The sequence below is a fragment of the Pantoea sp. PNA 03-3 genome (genome assembly GCF_003201175.1).
Lineage (GTDB): Bacteria > Pseudomonadota > Gammaproteobacteria > Enterobacterales > Enterobacteriaceae > Pantoea > Pantoea stewartii.
The window spans coordinates 33,387-55,098 of the sequence record NZ_QICO01000001.1 but is presented as its reverse complement, the minus strand read 5'-3'; the positions used below and the strand labels follow the sequence as shown (position 1 = coordinate 55,098).

At 54.8% G+C, this 21,712-nt stretch carries 16 protein-coding genes and 1 tRNA gene; 9 read left to right on the top strand and 8 right to left on the bottom strand.

Going from position 1 to position 21,712, the window contains the following annotated elements:
* Positions 1–5: 5 nt before the first annotated feature.
* The 4 genes from flhC to otsB all read right to left on the bottom strand — a co-directional run bounded on the left by flhC (position 6) and on the right by otsB (position 4,131).
* On the bottom strand, positions 6–584 hold the full coding sequence (gene flhC / locus C7433_RS00220) for a flagellar transcriptional regulator FlhC (RefSeq protein ID WP_033742000.1): 579 nt from the start codon (positions 582–584) through the stop codon (positions 6–8).
* Complete coding sequence (gene flhD, locus C7433_RS00215) at positions 584–934, bottom strand: flagellar transcriptional regulator FlhD (protein WP_006120236.1); 351 nt, start codon at positions 932–934, stop codon at positions 584–586. The genes flhC and flhD overlap by 1 nt, the downstream gene beginning before the upstream one ends.
* A 975-nt stretch (positions 935–1,909) precedes the next feature.
* Positions 1,910–3,346: an alpha,alpha-trehalose-phosphate synthase gene (gene otsA, locus C7433_RS00210; protein WP_033742002.1), complete on the bottom strand. Its 1,437-nt coding sequence runs from the start codon at positions 3,344–3,346 to the stop codon at positions 1,910–1,912.
* Positions 3,343–4,131, bottom strand: a complete 789-nt coding sequence (otsB, locus tag C7433_RS00205; protein ID WP_033742004.1) for a trehalose-phosphatase — start codon at positions 4,129–4,131, stop codon at positions 3,343–3,345. Before otsB ends, otsA begins: the two co-directional genes overlap by 4 nt.
* Before the next feature lie 844 nt (positions 4,132–4,975).
* Between otsB and pmrA the strand changes: the two genes are divergently transcribed.
* From pmrA to C7433_RS00180, 4 genes are all read left to right on the top strand, one after another.
* The gene (gene pmrA, locus C7433_RS00195; RefSeq protein WP_033742008.1) at positions 4,976–5,662 is read left to right on the top strand and encodes a two-component system response regulator PmrA; all 687 of its coding nucleotides are present in this window, start codon (positions 4,976–4,978) and stop codon (positions 5,660–5,662) included.
* A complete protein-coding gene (pmrB, locus tag C7433_RS00190; RefSeq protein ID WP_110267415.1) occupies positions 5,659–6,726 on the top strand; it encodes a two-component system sensor histidine kinase PmrB in 1,068 nt (355 codons plus the stop codon). Before pmrA ends, pmrB begins: the two co-directional genes overlap by 4 nt.
* A gap of 388 nt (positions 6,727–7,114) precedes the next feature.
* Positions 7,115–7,654 (top strand): peptide-methionine (S)-S-oxide reductase MsrA, encoded by a 540-nt coding sequence (gene msrA, locus C7433_RS00185; protein WP_006120229.1) that lies wholly within the window; start codon positions 7,115–7,117, stop codon positions 7,652–7,654.
* 197 nt (positions 7,655–7,851) lie between these two features.
* Positions 7,852–7,939: transfer RNA gene (locus tag C7433_RS00180), tRNA-Ser, on the top strand.
* A 906-nt stretch (positions 7,940–8,845) separates the two neighbouring features.
* Here C7433_RS00180 and C7433_RS00175 read toward each other — a convergent pair.
* Complete coding sequence (locus C7433_RS00175) at positions 8,846–9,793, bottom strand: sulfonate ABC transporter substrate-binding protein (protein WP_110267414.1); 948 nt, start codon at positions 9,791–9,793, stop codon at positions 8,846–8,848.
* Between the two features lie 94 nt (positions 9,794–9,887).
* Positions 9,888–11,777: an aliphatic sulfonate ABC transporter substrate-binding protein gene (locus C7433_RS00170; protein WP_110267413.1), complete on the bottom strand. Its 1,890-nt coding sequence runs from the start codon at positions 11,775–11,777 to the stop codon at positions 9,888–9,890.
* A gap of 274 nt (positions 11,778–12,051) precedes the next feature.
* Between C7433_RS00170 and ssuD the strand changes: the two genes are divergently transcribed.
* The 5 genes from ssuD (at position 12,052) to C7433_RS00145 (ending at position 18,979) form a co-directional block, all read left to right on the top strand.
* On the top strand, positions 12,052–13,224 hold the full coding sequence (ssuD, locus tag C7433_RS00165; RefSeq protein ID WP_110267412.1) for an FMNH2-dependent alkanesulfonate monooxygenase: 1,173 nt from the start codon (positions 12,052–12,054) through the stop codon (positions 13,222–13,224).
* 15 nt (positions 13,225–13,239) lie between these two features.
* A complete protein-coding gene (locus C7433_RS00160) occupies positions 13,240–14,652 on the top strand; it encodes an FAD/NAD(P)-binding protein (RefSeq protein ID WP_110267411.1) in 1,413 nt (470 codons plus the stop codon).
* A 71-nt stretch (positions 14,653–14,723) separates the two neighbouring features.
* Positions 14,724–16,133 carry an LLM class flavin-dependent oxidoreductase gene (locus tag C7433_RS00155; RefSeq protein ID WP_033742023.1) on the top strand — a complete coding sequence of 470 codons (1,410 nt, stop codon included), beginning with the start codon at positions 14,724–14,726 and terminating at the stop codon, positions 16,131–16,133.
* Positions 16,134–16,329: 196 nt separating this feature from the next.
* Positions 16,330–17,784, top strand: coding sequence for an MFS transporter (locus tag C7433_RS00150; RefSeq protein ID WP_054633624.1), 1,455 nt, complete (start codon positions 16,330–16,332; stop codon positions 17,782–17,784).
* A complete protein-coding gene (locus C7433_RS00145) occupies positions 17,777–18,979 on the top strand; it encodes an acyl-CoA dehydrogenase family protein (RefSeq protein WP_006120222.1) in 1,203 nt (400 codons plus the stop codon). The genes C7433_RS00150 and C7433_RS00145 overlap by 8 nt, the downstream gene beginning before the upstream one ends.
* Before the next feature lie 79 nt (positions 18,980–19,058).
* On the opposite strand, the gene phoH is transcribed toward C7433_RS00145, so the two are convergent.
* Entirely contained in the window at positions 19,059–19,847 is a 789-nt protein-coding gene (phoH, locus tag C7433_RS00140) for a phosphate starvation-inducible protein PhoH (RefSeq protein ID WP_006120221.1), read from the bottom strand.
* A gap of 577 nt (positions 19,848–20,424) precedes the next feature.
* Entirely contained in the window at positions 20,425–21,711 is a 1,287-nt protein-coding gene (gene efeB / locus C7433_RS00135) for an iron uptake transporter deferrochelatase/peroxidase subunit (RefSeq protein ID WP_110267410.1), read from the bottom strand.
* Between the last annotated feature and the right edge of the window lies 1 nt (position 21,712).

The following is a 21,712-nucleotide window of genomic DNA, read 5'->3' as shown; positions in this document are numbered from 1 at the left end:
CAAATTTAAACGGCGTGTTTAACCTGTTCATCCAGCAGTTGTGGAAAGATATCGGCAGTATCTGCAGAAAGTTTACGTCTTTTTACGGCACGTGATGGTGGCTGGCACAGGCTGCAGACAAAGCTGCCAACAGGCTGATGTGCATGATTAATAAAGCTGCCGCTGCAGCATTTACAATCTGATAATTCCAGCATACCGCTTTCAACGAATCGCACCAGGGTCCAGGCGCGTGTTAGCGCCAACAGCGGGCCCTCGTCCGATTGCGGGCACTGCTCGAGATAAAGGCGGTAGGCTTTAATCACCGCATCAATCCCTTTGCTCAAACCGGTTTTCAGTAAAAACGTCCAGGCATTACAGAACATTGAGGCATGAATGTTCTGTTCCCAGGTCATGAACCAGTCAGTCGAGAATGGCAACATACCTTTAGGGGGTGGACTGCCACGCAACTCTTTATAGAGTTTGATCAAGCGACCGCGGCTCAGCTGCGTCTCGCTCTCCAGCATTTGTAAGCGCGCACCCAGTGTGATCAGCTCCATAGCGAGCTGAATATCACGCGCTTCCTGAACAATACTTTTCTCACCCATTATACCGCCCTCTTTTTAGTAGGCGCGGCGTCTTTCGACGCACTGCGTAATAAACGGCTGGATAAAAGAATCCCGGTATGGATTTGTTGTAAATCATCCACACGTGATTCCTGCGTCAGGCGATTAATAACGGTGCTATCGGTGAAACGAAACTGACACACAAGTTGGTTGGTCTCAGCTAATTTCACCATTTCAGGTAAGGTTAATTCAGACAATGCGTCAGCCATCTTTTCATCGATCCCGAGGCGAAACATCGCAGAAGCTTTTTCCTGGTTAATTAATCGCTGCGCGAGCAGTAAATATGACAAGTTGATATCGTAAATATGTTTTAGTAATTCAGATGTACCCATTTTTCCATCCTGAGAGACGCGACGTAACTTACCGCAGATGACATCTCTGCGTATCGAGCTGCTGGTTGGTAAATCTAAAGATGGCAAAATAATTAAACATAAAAAGCAATGGTTCTGAGTTCTGCTTCTTTTTGCGACCTGTCTGTCCGGTCAGAAGTCAATCTTTTCAGTCCACCTTATTCTTAAGTCGATAACCTTCTTCCCTGAGGCTTGCTTGCTTTTTTAAGACTAATCCGAAAACAAGGCAAATCTATATCGGATGATCCTTACATACAACGACAGTTCGGTGAAATTTTAGATAAAGTGTGACGCAGATCACACTTTTGCCTCTATTTTCTTCAGTAACGCTTTATTATCCCTTCCTCACTGTCTGTTTTTTGCACAATTTGACGTTTTTTTTACAGGGATTTGTCCTGAGCTGGACTTAATTGGCTACAAAAATCAGGGATGATTCTGTAAGGCAGGCAGAATTCCTGTTTATCTCAATGAATGGAATTTGCACCCTATTTAGAACCAGCCAAAACCATAAAACCAGTGGAATATGCTACCCATGGCGCGCATTATTTGTATTTAAATTAGTCAGTTAGGTGATAAGACAAAAAAAGGGAAAACAGGGGCAGAAGGCCGACAATTCTGATTACGCGCTTTCTGACAATCCGTCGTAAAGGCTGAAAGCAACCCGTTTAGAGAGCGTACACCGATGTAACAAGGAGTTACATTAAGGATATGAATGAATTGCAGGCAGGAGAGTTTTATGCATTTTAACTATCGGCAGGAATGAAGAGAACTTTAGCTTAACCAGGTAAAGAAAGTGAATGGTGGTGTTAATTGCACATTTTTACGCCACTTTGCCGTCAGACGGACGCCTGGCGACGCAAAAGCGCTTTTGAGTTAGGGGACAATCATTAGCAACAGCGTGTATGCAAAAGCGGCGGGATGTAACGCACAGCAAGCCTTCCCTGGCTTGCTCTGCTGTCAGGCGAGTTTCGGAAAGGTGGCAACCTTATTTGCCATGCCGTGATCGGCACTCCGCGGGGCAATCTTCTCAAGATCACGCAGGAAGTTTTCGCGCCATGCGGTGATGTCGTTTTTACGCAGTACCGCCATCATATCGTTATAGCGTGAGATACGCTCGGTACGGGGCATGGTAATCGCTTTATCCAGCGCCGCGGCCACTTCATCGCGGTCATAAGGGTTCACGATGAGCGCGGACGTCAGCTCGTTAGCCGCACCGGCAAAACGGGACAGTACCAGCACACCCGGATCGTCCGGGTCCTGCGCCGCCACGTACTCCTTCGCCACCAGGTTCATCCCGTCACGCAACGGCGTCACTAAGCCGACATCCGTTAAACGGAAAATTTTCATCAATAAACGACGGTCAAAGTGCTGGTTAAGATAATAGAGTGGCGTCCAGCCCAGGGTGCCGTATTTCCCGTTGATGCGCCCTGCCTCGGTTTCTAACTGATGACGAATATCCTGATAGGCCTGCACATCGCCACGAGACGTTGGCGCAATCTGCGAGTAACGAATCTTGCCGTGATGCTGCGGGTAGTTTTCCAGCAGCGCTTCATACGCCAGGAAGCGTTCCGGCAAGCCTTTCGAGTAATCCAGACGTTCGCAGGCAATGATATTGCGCACATCGCCCAGCTCCTTCTTCATCGCCGCCATTTTGGGTGGCAATGGCCCTTCAGCCATCTCCTTAATGCTGTCAGGTTCAATCCCTATCGGGTACACCTCCGTCATAAAGGTATTGCCATAGGCGCGATGTTTTTTGTCACCTTTATTCTGCAACTGCGTCAGCTGGCTCACACTGTCGAGGAAGGCGACGCGATCAGATTCCGTCTGGAATCCTAACAGATCGTATTCGCACAACATTTCCAGCAGTTCTCTGTGCGGCGGCAGCGCATTGAAAATTTCGGGCGTCGGGAAAGGAATATGCAGGAAGAAACCGATGCGGTTGTTGATGCCTGCCCGGCGCAGCGCGGCGGCAAACGGCAGGAAGTGGTAGTCATGAATCCACAGAATGTCGTCAGGCTTGATCAGCGGTTTCAGCCGCTGCGCGACGGCATCATTAACTTCGCAGTATCCTTCCCAGGCTTCACGCTGGAACTGCACCAGGTCTAAGCGGTAATGGAAAGCAGGCCAGATAACGGTATTAGAAAACTGACAATAATAGAGATCGTACTCGTTCTGGCTCAGCGGGAAGGAGGCATATTCAATACCATCATGCTCCGTTACCGATACCGGGTTTTCTTCCTCACCCGAAAATTCACTTATCTCACCGTTCCAGCCAAACCACAGTCCACCCGTGCTTTTCAGCGCATCCAGGATGCCAACGGCAAGGCCGCCCGCGCTGGTTTTGTTCCCATTTGGCATGGCGATACGGTTAGATACAACAACTAAACGACTCATAACCTAAACTCCTTACCAACGTTATCTTGCTCTAATTGTAATCGTGTTCTTTCCAGCCAGGCATAGACATCCGTAACGTCATGTAAACGATAACGTGCCTGGCTTTCGCCTTCTCCCACTTTCACGGAAATCCCGTGCATGGCATTGACGGCGGCAAAGCCTTTCTCATCGGTCAGATCGTCACCGATGAACACCGGAATACGTCCCGCGAACGGGGCTTCCTGCATAAATGCCTGTACAGCCGCGCCTTTATCAATGCCGGTCGGTTTAATTTCAACCACACACTTTCCGGGCTGCAACGTCAGACCCGAGAAACGTTCGACGGCGGCCTGCGCAAGGTGCAATATGTCCTGCTCATGTGCCATCGCCCGACGATAATGGAGGGCAAACGCCATCCCTTTCGCTTCAAGCTGCGTATCTGGCCAGTGGGCCATTTCGGCTTCCAGCATCTGTTTTAGCTGACGTTCAGTCTCTTCGGGCAGTGACACGCGGTGCACCTTGCCCTCCGCGTCACGACGTTCAGCGCCATGCACGCCGGCAGCCGGCGCGTGCAACGGTGCCGCAAGCGCATCCAGTTGCTCAACAGGACGACCTGATACCAGCGCCAGCGCGCCGTGGCATAAAGAAGAGAGGCGTTGCAGCTCTGCTACAACCTGTTCTGGAATGAAAGCGGCATCCGGCTGGGGCTGTATCGCTGCCAGCGTGCCATCAACATCAAAAAAGAAGGCATACAGACCGCCGCTCAATGACGGAAACGAGGCATTACTTTCTGCCGTCTGGGTCACGTGTCTTCTCCTGTAAACGGGTTCATCATCAGGACATCGCAGCAGAGAGCGTTCAGCAAGAGGTCGGCGCAAGGCCGAATGAAGTAAGGAGACTGCGCGGTAAAACCCTGCAATTCGGTAACTCTTTCTCCAAAAACATACGCGTTAAGTGCTGAAAAACTCACTGACTGTCGTTGTCGCCCCATAAAGTGTAGACGCAATCCTGCATTCTGCCAGAAATATGCATTTCCTGTGCCAGCCGTCACGCTTAATTCTGCTGCTGGCAATAATGGCGATTACCGGCCTGCTCACGCCGACTTATTTTGCGCCTGCAAAAAAGAAATAAAAATGTAATAAATGGTCCTGTTTAAGGTTTTCCTAATCTTTCTTATCCATACTGTTCACTTATTACCGTCTGACTTTCATTGTTGCGCGTTAATGCGAATGTATTAGCCAATAATAATGGAGACATTCACTAATGATTCAACCCGGATAAAATAACATTTTTTATTATTCCGACTTTATATTAATAGTCAGTCCGTCATGTTGCCCTTTCGCATTTGATAAAACGTCTTATTACGGGTTAAGGCATTATGCCGGGCGCGACGAAAAGGGGCAGATTCGCAGCCCCTTTATCTCATCTTTAATTAACGTTTCCGCTGAGCTAAGTTGAGTGACAACATTCGTCATGTCAGCAACAATCCCGGCATGTTTGCCCAAAGCAGGCACAGCCGACGAAACCGGGACGGCCTGCCTTATCCGCTTGCCAGACAAGGTTGTCAAGGCGAGTTCGCGGACGAGCGACCCGTTATTGCTGTGTCCGGTCATCGGTACTGATACAAAAGAGGTATCCTGTTAAGCGCTTATGAAAATATTAATTGTTGAAGACGATGCTCTGCTGCTGCAAGGCCTTGTTCTGGCGCTGGAAGGCACGGGCTATGTCTGCGATGCGGTTTCAACGGTCCGTTCCGCGGAAGCTCATCTTGCCAGCGGGCTTTACAGTTTGATCGTGCTGGATGTCGGCCTGCCGGATGAGGATGGACTGCACTTTCTGCAGCGTCTTCGTCGTCAGAAGCAGATGCAGCCCGTATTGATTCTTACCGCACGGGACACGATTGATGAGCGCATCGCCGGGCTGGATGCAGGTGCCGATGACTATCTGATCAAGCCTTTCGCGCTGGATGAACTGCTGGCAAGGATTCGTGCCCTTATCAGACGTCATGTTAACCAGGGGGATACGCGCGTGGAGGTGGGCAACCTGTCGCTGGATATGACCCATCGCCAGATTCATCTGGATAACGCCTTGCTTGATCTCACCCCTAAAGAGTTTTCGATTCTGTCTCGCCTGATGCTCAAAGCGGGCCATCCGGTGCACCGCGAATTGCTGTATCAGGATATATACAATTTTGATAACGAGCCTTCGACCAATACGCTGGAAGTGCATATCCACAACCTGCGTGACAAGATCGGCAAAAGCATGATTAGAACGGTTCGCGGCTTCGGCTATGCCCTGTCCCCCTCCCAAACCGATAACGAGATGCCCGAGACATGAATACTGACCGCACCGGGACGACCATGCGTTTTCGGCTGCTTCTCACGATTGGCCTCATTATGCTGTTTTTCCAGCTCATCAGCGTGGCCTGGCTCTGGCATGAAAGTCAGGAACAGGTGCAATTTTTAGTTGAGGCGCATCTGCAGAACCGCAACATGGACCAGCATGTCCATAAAGAAGTCCGCGAAGCCGTGATGAGTCTTGCCCTGCCCAGTCTGGTGATGATTACGCTGACGCTGCTCCTGTGCTATCAGGCGGTACGCTGGATTACCCGCCCGCTCTATCAGTTGCAGCGTGAACTGGAGAACCGGAGCGAGGTAAACCTGGAACCTATCACCTTTTCCGGATCGGTGCAGGAGATTGACGCTGTTACGCACTCTGTGAATCGCCTTGTCGCACGTCTGACAGACAGTCTGGAACGTGAACGCCTGTTTACGGCCGATGTGGCCCATGAGCTGCGAACGCCGCTGGCAGGTTTACGCTTACATCTTGAGTTGCTACAACGAAATCAGGCCGTCGATACGCAACCTTTATTACATCGTCTGGATCAGATGACAGGAAATGTCGCCCAGTTGCTGCAGCTGACCCGTGCCGGCCAGCAGTTTACCTCGGGCAGCTACCAGCAGGTTGCCCTCATTGATGAAGTGATTGTGCCTATGGAAGCGGAGTTGAGTGCGATGCTTGCCGTGCGTCATCAAACGTTAACCCTTGATGTTGAGCACAGATTCAGGGTGAAAGGCGATGCGATCCTGTTAAGAATGCTTCTGCGCAATCTGGTGGAAAACGCCCACCGTTACAGCCCACCTGAAAGTAATATCACCGTGCGGCTTGAAAACACACCAGGCCCGGCGCTGATCGTGGAAGACGAAGGTGACGGCATTGATGAAAGCAGGCGCGGCGAGTTAAGCAAAGCCTTTGTCCGCATGGACACGCGCTATGGTGGCATTGGGCTGGGCCTGAGTATCGTCAGTCGGATTGTGCAGTTACATCATGGCCAGTTTCTGCTGGAAAATCGCCCTGACCGTTCAGGTTGCCTGGCCAGGGTCCTTTTCGCGGTGGACTGATTCAGTTCACAAACCAGCAGGCCAGAAAGCTGATGACAGCGCTGACGGCAAGAATAACGGCAACGTACTCGCTGAATGGGCGTGATACGAAAGAGGTGGCGGTAACAGTCGTGGTTTTCATAGCGTCTCCTGTAGAATCCACCTCAGTATCGCTGCCCTGTGTTAAGGAAACATTAAGCGCCACATTCCCTGGCGCTGCTTAAACGTTCCCGACAGGGTGCCCACCGCTTGCCCTGTTCCCTGCTACGCTAAACGCATCGTGTGACAAAAAGGCCCCACAGCAGACGGCGTTTAACGCGGCTCTCTTTACGCTGACGTCTTCAGAGATGTTGAAAATGCCTGACGTCATCCCCACCTCTTTCCTTCAGACCAGACAGGAGTAACATTTATGGCAATCGAATATGCAGTAATCGCAGGCGGCTGTTTCTGGTGTACAGAAGCGGTTTTTAAAGACGTGATTGGCGTTGAGTCAGTCGAAAGCGGTTACACCGGCGGCGAGCGCCCTAATCCGACCTATGAGCAGGTCTGCAGTGGCGCCACCGGTCATGCAGAAGCCATTCGCATTGGCTTTGATCCTGAGAAGGTCAGCTATGGCGATTTGCTGGACATCAGCTTTGCCACGCATGATCCAACACAGCTTAATCGCCAGGGCAACGACATCGGCACTCAGTATCGCTCCGCCATTTTCCCCGAAACACCCGAGCAGGAAGCTGAAGCCCGTGCCGCGATTGCACGCGCTCAGCAGGATCATGATAAACCGATTGTCACAACCATTGAGCCATTAAAGGCCTGGTATCCGGCAGAAGGTTATCATCAGGACTACTGGGAAGGTGCCGGCCAGCGAAACGGCTATTGCATGGCGGTGATTCCCCCTAAACTGCAAAAGCTGCGCAAGAGTTTTGCCAGTCGGGTTAAAACCGCCCAGTAACCGTCTGCCGCTGAGCGGACTTTACACTGCGTAAAAACGGGCGTTTTGTGATTAAAAAACCCGATTTTGCGCAGCCTTAACGCGATTCGTTCAGAGCTTAAGCGAATAGAAAAAAAGAAAAAAATAGTGCTTGACCGTTTCAGGTCGACTCCCTATAGTAGCGCCCCGTTGACCCAGCGCGGTCAGCAACAATTTGCGGTGAGGTGTCCGAGTGGCTGAAGGAGCACGCCTGGAAAGTGTGTATACGGCAACGTATCGGGGGTTCGAATCCCCCTCTCACCGCCACATTCAAAGAAGAGTCCAGACTAATCTCTGGACTTTTTTTTTGCATGTTCTCCTGAGAGGGGGATGAGAACCCCCGACCGGGGGGCGACAAAACGGCAATGCCGTTTTGCATGGCCGCCAGGCCACCCGAAGGGCGAGCGCAGCGAGTGAATCCCCCTCTCACCGCCACATTCAAAGAAGAGTCCAGACTAATCTCTGGACTTTTTTTTTGCATGTTCTCCTGAGAGGGGGATGAGAACCCCCGACCGGGGGGCGACAAAACGGCAATGCCGTTTTGCATGGCCGCCAGGCCACCCGAAGGGCGAGCGCAGCGAGTGAATCCCCCTCTCACCGCCAGATTTGAAGAAGAGTCCAGACTCACCTCTGGACTTTTTTTTGCCTGTTCTCCTGAGAGGGGGATGAGAACCCCCGACCGGGGGGCGACAAAACGGCAACGCCGTTTTGCATGGCCGCCAGGCCACCCGAAGGGCGAGCGCAGCGAGTGAATCCCCCTCTCACCGCCAGATTTGAAGAAGCGTCCAGACTCACCTCTGGACTTTTTTTTGCCTGTTCTCCTGAGAGGGGGATGAGAACCCCCGACCGGGGGGCGACAAAACGGCAACGCCGTTTTGCATGGCCGCCAGACCACCCGAAGGGCGAGCGCAGCGAGTGAATCCCCCTCTCACCGCCAGATTTGAAGAAGCGTCCAGACTCACCTCTGGACTTTTTTTTTGCATGTTCATCCTGAGAGGGGGATGAGAACCCCCGACCGGGGGGCGACAAAACGGCAACGCCGTTTTGCATGGCCGCCAGGCCACCCGAAGGGCGAGCGCAGCGAGTGAATCCCTCTTTATCGTCCTCTGTCGCACCCAATAAAAAAGGCCTGCCGGTTCACCCGCAGGCCCTTAAAGCACTCGCGCTCACGCGTTACTGCTTATCCCGTGCCCACGTCGCGCTGCTGACATTCACCTTCACCGGCAACAGACCGATCTGGGTAAATTTATCGGCCAGCGCCTGCTGTTCGTTAAACACGTTGGGCGTCATACGTTCCGCCCCAAACGGCATGCGGGCCAGCGCGCGCTGCCAGATGGGTACAGGCAACCCCGTGGAGCCGGAAAGGATTTTTGCGGCGTCAGCCTGATGACTGTTTGCCCAGACGCTCAGCTGACTCAGCGCGTTCAGCACCTGTTTCGCCGTCTCGGGATGACCATCAGCAAATTTGCGGCTGGCCAGGAAAAAGGTGTAATGCGGCACTAAGCCTTCGGCATTTTTCAGCAGGCGCGCATGGGCCGTGGTTTCGACTTCGGCCAGATACGGATCCCAGATAACCCAGGCGTCGACAGCACCGCGCTGGAAGGCGGCCCGGGCATCGGCAGGCGGAAGATAAACCGGCGTAATATCTTTATAGGTCAGCCCCGCCTGCTCCAGCGCAGTCACCAGCAAATAATTAACATCCGATCCTTTGTTCAGCGCCACGCGCTTGCCTTTCAGATCCTTGACACTTTTGATCGAGGAGTCGGCCGGCACCACAATGGCCTCGGTCTGCGGGTTGGCCGGCGAGTGGCCAAGGTAGACCAGATCGGCCTGTGCCGCCTGCGCGAAAACAGGAGGCGCATCGCCGGTGGCCGCCAAATCGATACTGCCTACGTTAAGCCCTTCCAGCATCTGCGGGCCTGCCGGGAACTCCACCCAGCGCACATCAATGCCCTGCTTTTTAAATTCGCTGTCGAGCGTGCCACGGTATTTCAGCAGCGCAAAAATATTCGCTTTCTGAAAACCGATATTCACGACCTGGGGTTTGTCTTCCGCCTGTGCTGTCACGAAGGTGCCAAGTTGAGCGAGCGCAATCAGTGCGCTTATCACTATTTTTCTCATTTTTTTGTCCTGAACGAAGGTGTTGTCAGCGCAACATAACAAATCCGTGCCTGAGGGCTTAATGCGTATAAGTTCTGTTCTTAGTCATAAAACGTCATTGCGGCCAGACTCTGTCCCGGACGTTGATGGCGCGGGGGAACAGACCGAGCGCATAGAAACGATCGGCGATTCTCTGCTGCTCGCGAATAATCGCTAAGTTCATCGCCTGAGTTCGATGACTACGCCGCGCCAGCGCCTGACGTAATGCGCTGTCGGACATGCCCAACTCCTTTGCCAGTAACCCGGCAGCCTCGGCCGGATGGGCATCGATATACTGGCCAGTCTGCTCCAGCGCGGTCATCAACAGGCGCAGTAAATCGGGTGAATGCGTAGCAAACTGGCGATCCGCCAGATAGAACTGATGGTTGCTGACCCGGCCCACGCCATCGGCAATGACGCGCAGTTGATCGCCACGTTCGGCCTCACTCAGTAAAGGGTCCCACATCATCCAGGCATCGACCGCATTCAGGTCGCTGGCGGTTAACGGGTATTTCGGTGGGGCATACACGATACGCACGTCGTCCAGCGTCAGGCCTGCTTCATCGAGGATCTGCAGCAGCAAAAAATGGACGTTAGAACCTTTATTCACCGCAATGCGCTTGCCTTTGAGATCGGCAATCGTCGTGATGGCGCTGTGTCTGGCGACCATCAGGGCAACACTTTGCGGCGCAGGCGGTTCCCAGGCCACATAGACCATCGTGCCCTGATCGGCCTGGGCAAACAGGGGCGGAACTTCGCCTGTCGTACCAAAGTCAATTTCCTGATCGCGCAGGGCGTGCAGCAACTGTGGCCCCGCAGGAAATTCACTCCACAACACGCGGACATTCTGACCCACCAGCTGCTGCTCAAGATGCTGACGGGCTTTGAGAATGCCAAGATTGCCGAACTTCTGGTAACCAATACGCAACTCGCGCTCCTGCACCACAGAGTCTGTCAAAGCACGCGATGGCGCGATGACGCTGCTGCGGCGCGGCTTAATGATGCCGCAGTGGCCCAGATGGGTGCGCAGGCTGTGACGGCTGATCCCCAACAGCGCTGCCGCCTGGAGCTGATTTCCCTGACTCAGCGCATAGGCATTCCGCACTAAGGATTCAATAATTCTGGGATACAGGGGCGTTTCACTGTGCTGCAGTTGCTGCCGGATAAACTGATCAATCACGTCCTGTTCAGGCACCGGTGCAGCCTCAGTCACGCGGCCCAGACGCAGATGCCCGGGGCCAATAAGTGTTTCCTGGCTGAGCAGAACAGCATTATGTAATGTGTTTTCCAGCTCCCGAATATTGCCCGGCCAGGCGTACCGGCTTAACGTCGCGATCGCCTCCTCACTCAGACGCAGCTGAGGTCGGCCCAGTCGGCGCGCATAGTGTTGCAGAAAATACGCGGCCAGCACCGGTATATCCTCACGGCGCTCGCGCAGAGGCGGCAGCGCCACGCTGGCCACATTCAGCCGGTAATAGAGATCCTCGCGGAAGCGCCGTTCGGCAATCGCACCGGTCAGGTCGCGGTTCGTGGCGGCAAGCACCCGAACATTTACCTTTATCGCCTGAGATGAACCTACCCGGGTAATCTCTCTCTCCTGCAATACGCGCAACAGTTTTACCTGGAGCGGCAAACTGAGTTCACCGATCTCATCCAGCAGCAGCGTGCCGCCCTGCGCCGCCTCGAACCAGCCACGATGACGTTCCGTGGCACCGGTAAACGCGCCCTTCTCATGCCCAAACAGTTCTGACTCGGCAAGACTTTCCGTCAGTGCGCCGCAGTTCACGGCGACAAAGGGCGCGCGGCGGCGCGGGCTGTGGTGATGCAGATAGCGCGCCATCACCTCTTTACCGGTGCCGGTTTCGCCAATGATTAACACCGTGGCATCCGTGGGTGCCAGGCGATCCAGGATACTTTTGAAGGCCAGAGAAGCCGGGTCAATTAAATCGGGACCAGCGTGTTCCATAGCGAATACCTGCAAAGTGACTGAGCGCTCACGATAACGCTAAGCGTGAAGGGAAACGAGCCACGGGCTGAGCCCCTGTGCTGCAAATGCAGCACTGAAGTTCAACGCCTGCTGCATGTGCAACAGCGCGTACCTGAAAGCTGAAATCATAACGCTATAAATTCAAAGGAAAAAATGACCAGACACAGTTGGCACGTATTCTGCTAATGGCTTTATAACTGAAAGATTGCTTTTCATTTGCCAATTTCAAATATCGTTATAAAGGAATCTGCTAATGCCTGAAGCCTCTGAGAAAAACATTAATCTGTTCTGGTTTTTACCCACCCACGGTGACGGACGTTATCTGGGGACCACCCAGGGCGGAAGAGCGGTCGATCTGCCCTATCTGCAACAGGTCGCCCTGGCGGCAGACAATCTAGGTTTCTACGGCGTACTGATCCCCACGGGTAAAAGTTGTGAAGATTCCTGGCTGGTGGCGGCGGCTCTGGCCCCCATCACTAAACAGCTGCGTTATCTGGTGGCGGTCAGGCCGGGGTTGCAGCCGCCGAGCCTGGCGGCGCGCATGGCGGCAACGCTGGACCGTCTGTCAGACGGGCGCTTACTGATCAATGTGGTGACGGGTGGCGATCCGGTGGAAAATAAAGGCGACGGTATTTTCCTGAGTCATGCCGAACGCTATCAGGTCACGCGGGAGTTCCTGGAGGTCTATTCCCGTTTGCTGAAAGGCGAGAAAGTGGACTTCCACGGTGAACATATTCGTGTGGAGGGCGCTGAAATTCTGTTTCCGCCTGTGCAGGCCGACGGTCCACCGCTCTACTTTGGTGGTTCGTCGGACGATGCGGTCGACGTGGCCGCCAGTCAGGTCGATACTTATCTCACCTGGGGCGAACCCGTTGAGCAGGTTGCCGCCAAACTGAACGTTGTGCGCCAGCGGGCGCAGGAACGTGGCCGGGCGTTGTCCTACGGCATTCGACTGCACGTTATTGTGCGTGAAACCGAAGAGGAAGCCTGGGCAGCAGCCGATAAACTGATAGCTCATCTGGATGATGAAACCATCGCATCCGCTCAGAAGATCTTTGCCCGTATGGATTCGACGGGCCAGGCGCGCATGAGTGCACTGCACGGCGGTTCACGCGAAGGCTTACGCATCGGCCCCAATTTATGGGCAGGCGTCGGACTGGTGCGCGGCGGCGCGGGCACTGCACTGGTCGGCAACCCTCAGCAGGTGGCTGCGCGGATTCGGGAATACCAGGCGCTGGGGATTGATAACTTTATTCTGTCGGGCTATCCGCATCTGGAAGAAGCGCACCGGGTAGCCGAGTTACTGATGCCACTGCTGCCGCTGTCGACGCACGCCGGGAAAGCACAGCGCAGCGTGAATACAGGTCCCTTTGGTGAAACTATCGGTGGCGATCGTCGTCCCGAAAAAAGCGCCAGTGCCAGCTAACAAATGAGGCGGTTTATGTCAGAGCAGCATATTGTCATCGTGGGCGGTGGATTTAGCGGGACAGCGCTGGCCGTGCATCTGGGTCGTCTGGGCCAGGCCGGACTGCGTGTCACGCTCATCGAACCCCGGTCGCAGCTGGCGCAGGGCGTTGCCTACTCGACGGCCGATCCGGCTCACCGCCTTAATGTACCCGCGTCACGCATGCAGCTGGCGGGAGAGGAAGAAGGCAGCTTTGATCGCTGGTATCGCGCCTCTGATGCATATGTCAGCGATCCCGCCGCGCGCTGGCACGATGGTCATGTCTATCCTCAGCGCAGGCAGTTTGCCCGTTGGGTCAATGCACAGTTCGAGGCGGCACAACGTGAGTCGCCTGTCGTTCTGGCGCATCTGAAGGATCGCGCTGTGGCTTTCCGGGACGGCACGGTCAGCACCGCCGCCGGCAAACACCTTGCCGCCGACATTGTGGTCCTGGCCGTCAGTCATCCCGCGCCGTCGTTGCCTGGCGCGTTAACCGCACTGGCTGACCATCCCGCCATCATCGCCGATCCCTGGCAGGAGAACGCCCTCGCCTCTGTCGGTCCGGAGGAGCGCATCGCCATTGTGGGCAGCGGTTTAACGATGGCGGATATGGTGGCCACGCTGGATCGCCAGGGACACCGCGGCCCTGTCACCGTGTTTTCACGCCGTGGACAACTTCCCCGGCCCAATATCAGTCAGCATGACCTCAGTTGGTCGCTTGAAGGGCACCTTGCCAGGCCAGCGGGTGTGCGCTGCTGGTTACGGCGCATCCGCCAGGACATGCGTCTGGCGGCGGCGCGCGGGCTTCCGTGGCAGGTCGTCTTTGATGAGGTTCGTCGGCAGGGCCAGACCCTCTGGCAGAGCCTGCCACTGAATGAGCAACGGCGCTTTCTGCGCCATCTGCGGCCGTGGTGGGATGTGCACCGCTACCGCATTGCGCCACAGGCAGGCCAGGTGCTGAACGCGCGGCAGGAAAACGGATCGTTGCAGGTGATGGCGGCGCGGCTGACGGCGGCAGAGTCCAGCTATTCTGCGGTACGGCTGCATCTGCAAACTCGCTCGGGCGAAGTCGTGACGCGGGAGGTGGATAAGGTGATCGTGACCACCGGCCCGGCGCACGGGAAACTGGTACAACATGATGCCCTGCTACGCCAGTTGTGTGATGACGGCGTCATCCGGCCCGATCCTTTAGCGCTTGGCATTGATGTCAATGCCCTGTCGCAGACGCGAACGGCACAGGGCCACAGCAATTCCCATCTGTATGTGGTCGGTCCCGCGGCCCGCGGTCGGTTTGGTGAACTGATGGGCCTGCCGCAGGTGGCAATGCATGCGGAAGCGGTTGCCCGTCAACTGCTGAATCTCACAACCGCTACGCTAAACGAGCGATGTCCCCTTTCACTGACTGACTAATCACTTACCTGTTTATTATCCCCCTAAAAAGTGGGCGGCACCGGCGTGCCGCATCCGCTCAGGAGCCTGCTATGCCTAAACAACGTGAAATCCGCTTAAATGCCTTTGATATGAATTGCGTGGGTCATCAGTCACCCGGCCTGTGGGCGCATCCGCGCGATCGCTCCTGGCAGTACAAAGACCTGGAATACTGGACAGACTTAGCCGTGCTGCTGGAGCGCGGTAAATTTGACGGCCTGTTTATCGCCGATGTACTGGGCATTTATGATGTTTTTAACGGCAACAATGATGCCGCCCTTCGCAGTGCCTCTCAGGTGCCGGTTAACGATCCGCTGGCGCTGATCACCCCAATGGCGATGGTCACTCAGCATCTCGGTTTCGGCCTGACCGCCTCGCTTTCGTTTGAGCATCCTTATCCGTTTGCGCGCAGGATGTCGACGCTGGACCATCTTACCAAAGGGCGGATTGGCTGGAACATCGTCACCTCCTATCTGGAAAGCGGCGCACGCAATCTGGGCCAGGCCACGCAAACCCGTCATGATGCCCGTTACGATTATGCAGATGAGTATTTGCAGGTGGTTTATAAACTGCTGGAAGGCAGCTGGGAAGACGACGCCGTTATCCGCGACCGGGAGCGCCATATCTTCAGCGATCCGAACAAAGTCCATCCGATCAACCATCAGGGCACCTTTTTCCAGGTGCCGGGCATTCATCTGTGTGAGCCGTCACCACAGCGCACGCCGGTGTTATATCAGGCGGGTGCCTCCAGCCGCGGTAAGGCTTTTGCCGCGCAACATGCCGAGTGCGTGTTTGTTGCCGCGCCGTCTAAGGTGCTGCTCAGGAAAACCGTGGCCGATATTCGTCGGCGCGCAGAGGAGGCCGGACGCGATCCGCGCAGCATTCTCATTTTCAATATGCAAACCGTGATCGTGGGCGAGACCGATAAGCTGGCCCAGGCCAAATGGCAGGATTACAAACGTTATGTCAGCCACGAAGGTGCCCTTGCCCTGATTTCCGGCTGGACCGGCATTGACTTTAGTCAGTATCAACCCGATCAGGTGTTTAAACATCTTCATACCGATGCGATTCAGTCTGTTGTAGAGAGCTTCTCGACCGCCGATCCGCAGCGTGAATGGACGGTGCAAAACATGGCCGACTGGGTAGGCATTGGCGGCTTTGGGCCGTTGCTGGTGGGCAGCACCGAAACCGTGGCAGATGAACTACAGAGCTGGGTGGAGGAAACAGACGTTGACGGTTTTAATCTGGCTTATGCCGTTACCCATGAAACCTTTGCTGACGTCGTGAACCTGCTGGTGCCGGAACTGCAAAAACGCGGCGTATATAAGCAGGATTACCAGCCCGGCACGTTACGGGAGAAGCTTTTTGGGCTGGGCGATCGCCTTACTCATCCTCATCCTGGTGCCAGCTACCGACGCACGCCCTCGTCAGCGGGCCTGATCGTCCCTGCTGAAGCCTCATAACATAACGAGACGGCTTCGTTAGCCTGATTCACCCAACCCATACCGGAAGCGTGCCCACGTTTCCGGTCTTTTTCATGCCTGAGAATAAAAAATAACTTATTGAAATTAAAGCATTCCTTATCACTTTTTCTTGTTTGTTTACTGCGTATGCACTGCTTATAAAGGCAGCACCTGTACAGACAATAACGAGGAAAACATGAGCACTCTCAATATCGATGATGATGTGGCGATCCCCTCGCCGCCTTCCACACCGGTTCGCTCCGTCAACGATGTGGCCCGACTGATCAATACGCAAAGTGACAAAAACAGCTATGCGCGCTGGATCGTGTTTCTGGCGCTGGGCGGCGTTTTTCTGGATGCCTATGACCTCACGACGCTGTCCTACGGCATCGATGATGTCGTTAAGACGTTTAGCTTAACGCCAACCTTAACCGGGCTGGTCACCTCCTCCATTATGATCGGCACCATTGTGGGCAACCTGGCTGGCGGCTGGCTGACCGATAAATACGGTCGCTATTCGGTGTTTATGGCAGACATGCTTTTTTTCGTCGTTTCTGCCCTCGCTGCCGGTCTGGCTCCGAATGTCTGGGTACTGATCGGGGCGCGCTTTTTGATGGGCATTGGTGTGGGAATGGATTTGCCTGTGGCCATGGCCTATCTGGCCGAATTCTCGAAGTTTTCGGGTAAAGGCAACAAAGCTGCGCGACTGGCGGCCTGGTGCCCGATGTGGTATGCCGCCTCGTCGGTCTGCTTTTTCATCATCTTCGCCCTCTACTTCCTGTTGCCAGCCCAGCACATTGACTGGCTGTGGCGGGCATCGCTGTTGTTTGGTGCCGTGCCTGCCCTGCTGATTATTGCCGTGCGCAGCAAGTTTATGAACGAATCGCCTTTATGGGCGGCTAATCAGGGAGATTTACGCGGTGCGGTCCGTATTCTGCGTGAGTCCTATGGCATCCAGGCACATGAAGATAAGTCCCCTGCCATCGAGCCTGTCGCACCGGCGGTCAGTTTCCGCGTGCTGTTCCAGAAGCCATATCGCGAACGCACTATCGTGGCAGCGGTGATGAACGCCTGTATCGCTTTTGAATATACGGCTATCGCATTTTTCCTCCCCTCGATTCTGGCGCAGTTTCTGGGCGCGGGCGTGTTCGAAACCATTGCCGCCTCACTGGGACTTAATGCGCTGTTCGCCTTTACCGGCGGCCTGCTGGGCATGCGACTGGCCTGGAAATTTCCCTCTCGTCATGTGGCCATCGCGGGGTTTGCGCTACAGTTTATCGCCCTGATTTCACTGGCCTTGATCGGGCATCCTGAAGCCACTTACGGTGTGGTCTTTGCCATTCTGCTGCTGGGAGTGTGGCTGTTTGCCGAAGGGTTCGGACCCGGTGCGCAGTTAATGATCTATCCCGCCCTCGCCTATCCCACATCTATTCGCGCCACTGGCGTCGGATTTAGCCGTTCGATCTCTGGTGCAGGAAGCGCACTGGCGCTGTTCATTCTGCCGATATTGCAGGCGGCTTATGGCACCAACCTGTTCTGGATCGTGTCACTGGCCGCTCTCATCCCCATCATTTTCCTGCTTGTGGTGCGCTTTGAACCGACGCGCCACGATATTGATGACCCGTCAGCCCAAGGAGAACACCATGTCTGAACCTGATTACACCCGTCTGGCAGAACGCTTTCGTCCTGTTTTTGCCCGCATCGCCGACGGGGCCGCTGCACGCGAACGCGACCGGACACTGTTGCATGAGCCGATAAACTGGCTTAAGGCGGCGGGCTTTGGCACGCTGCGTATCCCAACGGCTAATGGCGGCCTGGGAGCCTCGCTGCCGCAGCTTTTTCGTTTGCTCACCGAGCTGGCAGAAGCGGATTCCAATCTGCCTCAGGCTCTGCGCGCCCATATGGCCTTTGTCGAGGATCGCCTCAATCAACCTGACAGCGAAGACCGTCAACGCTGGTTTCGCCGCTTTGTTGATGGCGACATCGTCGGCAGTGGCTGGAGTGAAACGGGCAGCGTCAGGCTGGGAGACGTGAATACCACCGTTTCCCCTACCGGGCACGGTTGGCAACTGACGGGCGAAAAGTTTTACAGCACCGGCACACTCTATGCCGACTGGATTGATGTGTACGCTAAGCGCACCGATAACCAGCGCGACGTGATTGCGGTGGTGAGCACTCATCAGGACAGCGTTGAGCGGGACGATGACTGGGATGGATTTGGGCAACGCCTGACCGGTAGCGGCACTACGCGCTTTCGCGAGGCGCACGTGGAGCCTGCGCATGTGTATGACTTTAGTGAACGCTTTCGCTATCAGACGGCTTTTTATCAGCATGTCTTACTCGCGACCCTGGCCGGCATTGGTCGCGCTATTGTGCGGGATGTGTCCCGGAGCGTTGCACAACGAAAACGCATTTACAGCCACGGTAATGCCCGCCAGGTCAAACAGGATGTGCAGGTGTTGCAGGTTGTCGGCCAGATAAGTAGTTGGGTCTGGGCGACAGATGCCGCCGTGCAGCAGGCCACGCCGTCGCTCCAGCTTGCGTTTGATGCGCACCAACAAGGGCAAGCAGAAAGCCTGATTCACGCAGCCAACGTGCAGGCCGAAGTGGAGGCCGCCAAAGCGCAGGTCGTCGCCGTTGAATGGATTACCCGCGCGGCCAGCGAGTTATTTAATGCGCTGGGCGCGTCAGATACGCGGGTGATAAACGCGCTGGACAGGCACTGGCGCAATGCCCGAACCATCGCGTCCCACAATCCGGTGATCTACAAGAGCCGAAATGTCGGCGACTGGGAAGTGAACCGGCGCGATCCGACCTTTATCTGGCAGATCGGCAGCGGTGAATGATCGCGGCCAGGCGGCGAATCTGAGACACAAAAAAACCCGGCCGGAGCCGGGTTTGGTCGCTACATGACTCAATCGAACGCTAGCTGTACGCGTGCAGAGTGCGCTGACACAGCGCGGAACGCACACAATCCTCTTTGCCGAAACGGACAATGCCAACCATCTCGTCCTCTTCGAAACGCGCCAGCGCGTCTGCGAGACCGGAAGGCACCCCAGCGGGCAAATCGCACTGGGTAATATCGCCGTTAACAATCACCGTGACATTTTCGCCAAGGCGGGTCAGGAACATTTTCATCTGCGCAGCCGTCACGTTCTGCGCTTCGTCCAGAATCACTACCGCATTTTCAAAGGTGCGGCCGCGCATATAGGCAAAAGGCGCAATTTCCACTTTGCCGATTTCCGGACGCAGACAATATTGCATAAAGGATGCGCCAAGACGTTTAACCAGAATGTCGTAAACCGGGCGGAAATAGGGGGCGAATTTCTCTGAGATATCACCGGGAAGGAATCCCAGATCCTCATCCGCCTGTAGCACCGGGCGCGTAACGATAATCCTGTCGATATCCTTATGAATCAGGGCCTCTGCTGCTTTCGCAGCACTAATCCAGGTTTTGCCGCAGCCCGCTTCGCCCGTGGCGAAGATAAGCTGTTTTGTTTCTATGGCGTTAAGATAATGCGCCTGAGCTTCATTTCGGGCTTCAATCGGCGCCCGGTCACGCACATCGCGTGCCATGCCAATTGCATCAAGCCCACCCATTTGCACCAGCGAAGTGACCGATTCTTCTTCACGCTGACGATGACTGCGTGAGTCATTACGAAGCACTCGTCTTGCTTCTCGACGCGCTTTGATCACTGCTTTCTGTCTTCCCATAGTGGCACCTTACAGTTGGTTTCATTTCCCGCTTCAGGCAATACGCCCGTTGCGATTACGTGAACGCTTTAGAGGTTTCAGTTGGCTTCCTTTAGAGCCGTGACAGGCCATGACGATTGATATCCGGCAGCAAAACAGCCTGACCGTATACCGGTAAAAAGGAGTGAAGTTGAAGAGAGAAAACACATTGAGATGTAAAAGCGGTTGAGGAAGAACGTCCCTCACGGGTGAGTGCGATATTGTTTACTGCTAAACGGCTGTAAAAACATCTATCCATGCGCGAACTCCAGTGTGAGACATCAACACGCCCGATTACGCTTTCATAGTAAAGTGAACCATCTTATTGGTATTTTGCAACAGTATTTTCACTTTCATGAAAAATAAATATTCAACCGACCGTTAACGAAGACCTTACTTAAATTAAATTACGTATTTATTACAGAGGGTTAGTATATTTTACGTCACGTTAAAAGGCGTGTTAAACGGGGCGATAAAAAAGCCGTACGGGGAAAAAACGGCAATATGAAAACACGGCACGCTGCGCTGTCAGACACAGAATGCCGCGCCTAAAATTTAATCAACTTTCCAGTAAGGACTGGCCTAAATAATGGTTTTCATTCACCACGCCGGGTAAGACAAAAAAGTAACCGCCGCCAAACGGACGTATATACTCTTCCAGCGCTTCGCCATTTAAGCGGTTCTGGACGGTAAGGAAACCCAATTCCAAATCATGCTGATAGCAGACGAAGAGTAATCCCATCTCCAGTTGACCTGAAGCGGAAACACCGGACGAATAACTGTATCCCCGGCGCAACATCAGGCTGCTTTCCGTGGCGGGCGTACGGGGGTTTGCCAGACGAATATGCGCATCCAGCGCAATTATCTGGCCATCCGGATCGTTACGGTAATCGGGAACGTCATGTTCATTTTTCATACCCAGCGGCGCGCCGCTCAGCTTTTCGCGACCGAAAATGGTCTGCTGTTCGCCCAACGGTGTGCGATCCCACATTTCCACGTGGAAACGAATCAACCTTACCGCCTGATAGCTGCCATTCCGCGCCCAGGCTGGCTCGTGCTGATCCTCGGTGACCCAGAGCAGCTTATCCATCAAGGCGTGATTGTGCGTGTCCGGATTTGCCGTGCCGTCTTTAAAGCCCAGCAGATTAATGGGCGTTTCTTTGCCCGCGCTGCGCGCGGCATGATCGGAGATAAACCCTTCCCGCCGCCAGCGTACGCCCAGCAGATCCGGCGTATGTTTGATGATATCGCGCAGCGCGTGGATCACCGTGTCCTGGGTATTGGCGCAAATCTGCAACAGCAGATCGCCATGGCACTGACTGGCATCCAGCGAATCATTAGGGAACCGGGTCATCGGCTGCAGTTTCGCGGGTTTGAGCGCAGCCAGACCGAAACGCCCGTCAAACAGCGCGTTACCGACTGACACCGTGATGGTCAGATTATCGGGGGCAATCTCGGCCCCCAGGATACCGGAATCCATCGGTGGCAGCTGTGGGTTGACCACGGCGGGGGCCTTGCCGCCCGCCGTTAAAAACGCAATGCGCTGTGTCAGCAGTTGAAACAACCGCTGCAGCTCACGCCTGTCGCTGGTCAGCACATCAAACGCCACCAGCATCATGGCGGCCTGCTGTGGGGTAATAATGCCCGCCTGATGCACGCCATAGAAAGGCTGTCGTTGCTGACGCGCGTTCGGCGTAACCGTGCCCGGTGCAAAACTGTCGGGCTGCTCAGCAGCCCCGGCATGAAACGGACAGCCCGCGCCTACTGCAGCCGCGCCGCCCAGCATGCCCAGCCCTTTTAATAAACGCCGCCGCGCAGGCTGCTGTAATTCCTGATCCTTGTCCATG